The sequence below is a fragment of the Enterococcus ureilyticus genome (assembly GCF_001730315.1).
Taxonomy (GTDB): Bacteria; Bacillota; Bacilli; order Lactobacillales; family Enterococcaceae; genus Enterococcus_L; species Enterococcus_L ureilyticus.
In genome coordinates this window covers 1-5,471 of sequence record NZ_MIKC01000024.1, presented here as the reverse complement: position 1 = coordinate 5,471, position 5,471 = coordinate 1, and the positions used below count along the sequence as shown (strand labels likewise).

General features: G+C 40.3%; 3 protein-coding genes and 19 tRNA genes. All 22 read left to right on the top strand.

What is annotated here, in order from left to right; genetic code table 11:
* Positions 1–173: 173 nt before the first annotated feature.
* Positions 174–247, top strand: a tRNA-Arg gene (locus BCR24_RS10275).
* 10 nt (positions 248–257) lie between these two features.
* Positions 258–331 (top strand) — tRNA-Pro (locus BCR24_RS10270).
* A gap of 10 nt (positions 332–341) precedes the next feature.
* Positions 342–414 (top strand) — tRNA-Ala (locus BCR24_RS10265).
* Between the two features lie 21 nt (positions 415–435).
* Positions 436–509: transfer RNA gene (locus BCR24_RS10260), tRNA-Met, on the top strand.
* 18 nt (positions 510–527) lie between these two features.
* A tRNA-Ile gene (locus BCR24_RS10255) sits at positions 528–601 on the top strand.
* A 25-nt stretch (positions 602–626) separates the two neighbouring features.
* A tRNA-Ser gene (locus BCR24_RS10250) sits at positions 627–716 on the top strand.
* Positions 717–843: 127 nt separating this feature from the next.
* A tRNA-Met gene (locus BCR24_RS10245) sits at positions 844–917 on the top strand.
* A gap of 50 nt (positions 918–967) precedes the next feature.
* Positions 968–1,041 (top strand) — tRNA-Asp (locus BCR24_RS10240).
* Positions 1,042–1,053: 12 nt separating this feature from the next.
* Positions 1,054–1,124 (top strand) — tRNA-Gly (locus tag BCR24_RS10235).
* A gap of 4 nt (positions 1,125–1,128) precedes the next feature.
* Positions 1,129–1,202 (top strand) — tRNA-Ile (locus tag BCR24_RS10230).
* A gap of 18 nt (positions 1,203–1,220) precedes the next feature.
* Positions 1,221–1,308, top strand: a tRNA-Ser gene (locus BCR24_RS10225).
* 9 nt (positions 1,309–1,317) lie between these two features.
* Positions 1,318–1,389 (top strand) — tRNA-Glu (locus BCR24_RS10220).
* A 17-nt stretch (positions 1,390–1,406) separates the two neighbouring features.
* A tRNA-Ser gene (locus BCR24_RS10215) sits at positions 1,407–1,496 on the top strand.
* 127 nt (positions 1,497–1,623) lie between these two features.
* Positions 1,624–1,697 (top strand) — tRNA-Met (locus BCR24_RS10210).
* A gap of 50 nt (positions 1,698–1,747) precedes the next feature.
* Positions 1,748–1,821, top strand: a tRNA-Asp gene (locus BCR24_RS10205).
* An 18-nt stretch (positions 1,822–1,839) separates the two neighbouring features.
* Positions 1,840–1,912 (top strand) — tRNA-Phe (locus BCR24_RS10200).
* Positions 1,913–1,929: 17 nt separating this feature from the next.
* Positions 1,930–2,000: transfer RNA gene (locus BCR24_RS10195), tRNA-Gly, on the top strand.
* Positions 2,001–2,011: 11 nt separating this feature from the next.
* Positions 2,012–2,085: transfer RNA gene (locus BCR24_RS10190), tRNA-Ile, on the top strand.
* A gap of 12 nt (positions 2,086–2,097) precedes the next feature.
* A tRNA-Glu gene (locus BCR24_RS10185) sits at positions 2,098–2,169 on the top strand.
* Positions 2,170–2,412: 243 nt separating this feature from the next.
* Positions 2,413–3,255 carry a BglG family transcription antiterminator LicT gene (licT, locus tag BCR24_RS10180; protein ID WP_069640452.1) on the top strand — a complete coding sequence of 281 codons (843 nt, stop codon included), beginning with the start codon at positions 2,413–2,415 and terminating at the stop codon, positions 3,253–3,255.
* A gap of 144 nt (positions 3,256–3,399) precedes the next feature.
* Positions 3,400–5,301 (top strand): beta-glucoside-specific PTS transporter subunit IIABC, encoded by a 1,902-nt coding sequence (locus BCR24_RS10175; protein WP_069640451.1) that lies wholly within the window; start codon positions 3,400–3,402, stop codon positions 5,299–5,301.
* 79 nt (positions 5,302–5,380) lie between these two features.
* On the top strand, positions 5,381–5,471 hold a 91-nt coding region (locus BCR24_RS16520), incomplete at its 3' end, for a family 1 glycosylhydrolase (protein WP_141707043.1).

Below are 5,471 nucleotides of genomic sequence, written 5' to 3'. Positions count from 1 at the left end.
GGAACTGGCAGACGCACAGGACTTAAAATCCTGCGGTGAGTGATCACCGTACCGGTTCGATTCCGGTCCTCGGCATTGCTTTGAAACACTATAAATGTCAATTGTACAATTGACAGAATAGATGTTGGCAAGTACGAAGTAGATGAATTCATCTGGCTTTGATCCTTGTTTTAGCACCCATAGCTCAACTGGATAGAGTGCTTGACTACGAATCAAGAGGTTAGGGGTTCGACTCCCTTTGGGTGCATTTTAAAATACGGGAAGTAGCTCAGCTTGGTAGAGCACTTGGTTTGGGACCAAGGGGTCGCAGGTTCGAATCCTGTCTTCCCGATTCATTTTGTGGGGCCTTAGCTCAGATGGGAGAGCGCCTGCTTTGCACGCAGGAGGTCAGCGGTTCGATCCCGCTAGGCTCCATTAGTAACAATTTATTATTTTCGCGGTGTAGCTCAGCTGGCTAGAGCGTCCGGTTCATACCCGGGAGGTCGGGGGTTCGATCCCCTTCGCCGCGATTCCTTTTTAAGAGCCAAGGACCTTTAGCTCAGTTGGTTAGAGCAGACGGCTCATAACCGTCCGGTCGTAGGTTCGAGTCCTACAAGGTCCATTGTAGTGACACTTATATTTATTCCGGAGGATTACCCAAGTCCGGCTGAAGGGAACGGTCTTGAAAACCGTCAGGCGGGTAAAACCGTGCAAGGGTTCGAATCCCTTATCCTCCTTTGTTGATAAACATCAGTGCTAAAGCACTGTGGTTATCAATACTTGGCGAAGAAAGTGAGAGAAGTAAACCTTACTAGAAATCACCAAGAGTATCACCTTTCTATAGTCAAGATAGACTATAATTATCGCGGGGTGGAGCAGTCAGGTAGCTCGTCGGGCTCATAACCCGAAGGTCGTAGGTTCAAATCCTGCCCCCGCAATTGCTTTTAAAGAAGCAAAAAGTTATTAGTGACGCAACACAATAACGAATGGTTTGGTAGTTCAGCTGGTTAGAATGCCTGCCTGTCACGCAGGAGGTCGCGGGTTCGAGTCCCGTCCAGACCGTTTTAAATTTTTGCGGGTGTAGTTTAGTGGTAAAACCACAGCCTTCCAAGCTGTCGTCGCGAGTTCGATTCTCGTCACCCGCTTTATGGGCCTATAGCTCAGCTGGTTAGAGCGCACGCCTGATAAGCGTGAGGTCGATGGTTCGAGTCCATTTAGGCCCATTTTTAAATTATTTTCTTGGGGAAGTACTCAAGTGGCTGAAGAGGCGCCCCTGCTAAGGGTGTAGGTCGGGTAACCGGCGCGAGGGTTCAAATCCCTCCTTCTCCGTTTCATAGCGGCCCGTTGGTCAAGCGGTTAAGACACCGCCCTTTCACGGCGGTATCACGGGTTCGATTCCCGTACGGGTCATTTTTTATATTTATTCCGGAGGATTACCCAAGTCCGGCTGAAGGGAACGGTCTTGAAAACCGTCAGGCGGGTAAAACCGTGCAAGGGTTCGAATCCCTTATCCTCCTTTGTTGATAAACATCAGTGCTAAAGCACTGTGGTTATCAATACTTGGCGAAGAAAGTGAGAGAAGTAAACCTTACTAGAAATCACCAAGAGTATCACCTTTCTATAGTCAAGATAGACTATAATTATCGCGGGGTGGAGCAGTCAGGTAGCTCGTCGGGCTCATAACCCGAAGGTCGTAGGTTCAAATCCTGCCCCCGCAATTGCTTTTAAAGAAGCAAAAAGTTATTAGTGACGCAACACAATAACGAATGGTTTGGTAGTTCAGCTGGTTAGAATGCCTGCCTGTCACGCAGGAGGTCGCGGGTTCGAGTCCCGTCCAGACCGTTATCACTTTAGTTTCTTGGCGCAGTAGCTCAGTTGGTAGAGCAACGGATTGAAGCTCCGTGTGTCGGCAGTTCGATTCTGTCCTGCGCCATTTCAAAGAAGAAGCATGCGGGTGTAGTTTAGTGGTAAAACCACAGCCTTCCAAGCTGCCGTCGCGAGTTCGATTCTCGTCACCCGCTTTTTTCTTTAAGGGCCTATAGCTCAGCTGGTTAGAGCGCACGCCTGATAAGCGTGAGGTCGATGGTTCGAGTCCATTTAGGCCCATAATTTTTAAATGGCCCGTTGGTCAAGCGGTTAAGACACCGCCCTTTCACGGCGGTATCACGGGTTCGATTCCCGTACGGGTCATGTTAAAAAACATTTAGCTTTATGCTGAATGTTTTTTTATAAAATAATTATGAAAACGTTGACATCCCACTGATAATAAGGTATTCTATGCTTGTACTCAACAACTGAATAAATGGATAGTGATTGTTTAAATACAAGCTAAACCTAATTTTTCCAATGAAGAGGAGATTCTTCTTTTTTGGAAAGGTTGGGTTTTTCTTTTTTTACAATTGAAGGAGTAAATCTGAATAAAGGAGTGAAAAAATGATTATTCAAAAAATTTTGAATAATAATGTTGTGATTACGTTGGATGTAAATGAGCAGGAACAAATAGTGATGGGGCGTGGTATTGCTTTTAAAAGAAAAATTGGAGACTTTGTTGCAGAAGGTCAAATAGATCAAGTATTTCGTTTAGCAAACAAGGATACTTCTTTGAAGTTTCAAGAATTACTTGGTGATTTGCCTTTAGAAGTGATGCAATTGTCAGATGAGATTATTAAGTATGCTAAAACAAAGCTCGGCAGAAAATTAAATGATACAATCTTTATTTCTTTAACCGATCATCTTCATACTGCTTTAGAGCGAATACGTCAAGGGATTGAAGTGAAAAACTTCCTATTATGGGATATTAAACGTTTTTTTTCAGATGAATATGACATTGGAAATAAAGCATTAGAAATGGTTAAACAAAAATTCGATGTTCAACTTCCAGAAGATGAAGCAGGATTTATAGCACTGCATATAGTGAATGCGGAAATGGATGAAGAAGTTGGGAATGTCTACGAGTTAACAAAAATCATGCAGGAAATTACGAATATTGTTAAGTATCATTTTAAAATTACTTATAATAAAGACTCTGTTTATTTTTATCGCTTTAGTACTCATTTAAAATTTTTTGCTTATCGTTTATTAAATCATAAAGAATTCCAGGATGAAGATGACGGAGAATTATATGAAGTAATCAAAAAAAAATATCGTAATGCCTATAATTGTGTGAATAAGATTGCTGATTTTTTAACCGAAAGTTATCATTATACAATTTCAAAAGAAGAAAAAATGTATTTAATTATTCACATTGCACGAGTGGTACAAACAAATAGTCAGTAAGATTATTAAATCTTAGCTTAGATTTTTTATAAAAAGAAAGGTGGATAGCATAGTTATAAAGAAAAACCCTTTGGATAGTGACATTAAGTTGGCTAAACCTTCAAATGTGTTAACTAACAAACTAAACTTTGGAGGAACAAAAAAATGGGAAAATATCGTGATTTAGCGCAGAAAATTGTTGATAATGTAGGCGGAAAAGAAAATATTAATAGTTTGACTCACTGTATTACTCGCTTGCGATTTAAGTTGAAAGATGAATCAAAAGCAAATGATGAAATTTTAAAAAATATGGATGGCGTTGTGACTGTTATGAAAAGTGGTGGCCAATACCAAGTTGTAATTGGGAATCATGTACCCGCAGTTTATGAAGATGTTGTAAGTATTGCAGGAATTTCCGCTGATGCAGAACAAGAATCTTCTGGTGGAAATCTATTCAATCGTTTGATTGATATCTTGAGCGGTTGTTTCCAACCCTTTCTAGGAGCACTAGCTGCAGCTGGGATGGTAAAAGGATTAAATGCATTACTTGTTTTCTTGAAATTATATTCAGATACTTCTGGAACATACACGATGCTAAACGGTATCGGAGATGCGATATTCTATTTTATGCCAGTTATTCTAGGTTATACAGCTGCTAGAAAATTCAATTTGAACCCAATGGTGGGTATTGTCATCGGGGCAGCACTTTGTTACCCAACAGTACAAGGCAGCGCATTACAAGCTGTATTTGAAGAAACTGCTGGAGCAGGAGCAGCAGCACCATACAGTTTATTAGGATTACCAGCTTATAATACATTTTTAGGCATTCCTTGGGTTGGTGCTGGTTATACTAGTAGTGTCGTACCAATCATATTCATTGTGGCATTTGCAGCTCAGATTCAAAAACTCTTCAAGAAACTGATTCCTGAAGTTGTCCAAACATTCTTGGTACCATTTTTTGTATTGTTAATTGCACTACCAGTTGGTTTCTTAGTAATCGGTCCAATCATTAGTATGTTGACAGATTTACTAAGTGCTGGCTTCCAAGCATTGATGGGCTTCTCACCAGCTTTATATGGCGTTATTCTTGGCTTCTTCTGGCAAGTATTGGTTATTTTTGGATTACACTGGAGTGTTGTGCCGCTTGCAATTATGCAGATTACTCAAGAAGGTGCAAGTCAAGTATTAGTAGGATCATTTGCAGCAAGTTTTGCACAAACTGCAGTAGTTATGGCAATGTTCTTCAAGCTAAAAGATACAAAAGTGAAAGCTTTATGCCCGCCAGCAATTATTTCAGGTATCTTTGGAGTAACGGAACCGGCAATTTATGGAATTACATTACCTAAAAAGACTCCGTTTATTTATTCAATGATTGGAGCGGCAGTTGGTGGTTTGTATTTAATGTTTAATGGTGTTACTTCTTATACAATGGGTGGTTTAGGAATCTTTGGTGTTTTAAACTTTATCAATGGTGATGATGCGAGTGGAATGATTCATTCTTTTGTAGCCATTTTAATCGCAATGGCAATCGGTTTTGCTTTAACGTTCTTCTTCTGGAAGGATGATACAGTTATGGAAGAAATAACTGAAAATAAAAATGCTCAAAAAGCAATTAAAGAAGCAGTATTAAGTCCAGTTAAAGGTCGTGTTTTACCTTTGACCCAAGCTAGTGACCAAGCATTTGCACAAGGTGCTTTAGGTAAAGGTGTTTTGATTGAACCAACTGAAGGAGTTGTAAGAGCACCATTTGACGGAACTGTTATGACCTTGTTCCCAACCTTACATGCGATAGGGTTAATTTCTGATCAAGGAATGGAGTTATTGATCCATATCGGTATGGATACCGTCCAACTAGAAGGAAATGGTTTTGAAGCAAAAGTAGCGCAAGGCGACAAAGTGAAAAAAGGACAATTATTAGTTACCTTTGATATTGAAGCAATTAAAGAAGCAGGTTATAGTGTTGAAACACCGATTATCGTTACAAATACGGGTGATTATCTAGATATTGTAGAAACGCAAGATCGTGAAGTAACGTCCGATGATACACTAATTACTGGTTTAACTTAAAAATAAATAGAAGAGAATGGTGCTTACGGTAGACTCAAACGGATGCTATCGTAAGCCTTATATAGAAAGGAATTTTGACATGGCATTTAGAAAAGATTTTTTATGGGGTGGCGCAACTGCAGCCAATCAATGTGAAGGCGGCTATAACGAAGGCGGCCGAGGATTAGCGA

Coding starts and splice junctions, on each gene's coding strand:
- licT (WP_069640452.1), top strand. CDS start 2,413: ATGATTATTCAAAAAATTTTGAATAATAATGTTGTGATTACGTTGGAT.
- BCR24_RS10175 (WP_069640451.1), top strand. CDS start 3,400: ATGGGAAAATATCGTGATTTAGCGCAGAAAATTGTTGATAATGTAGGC.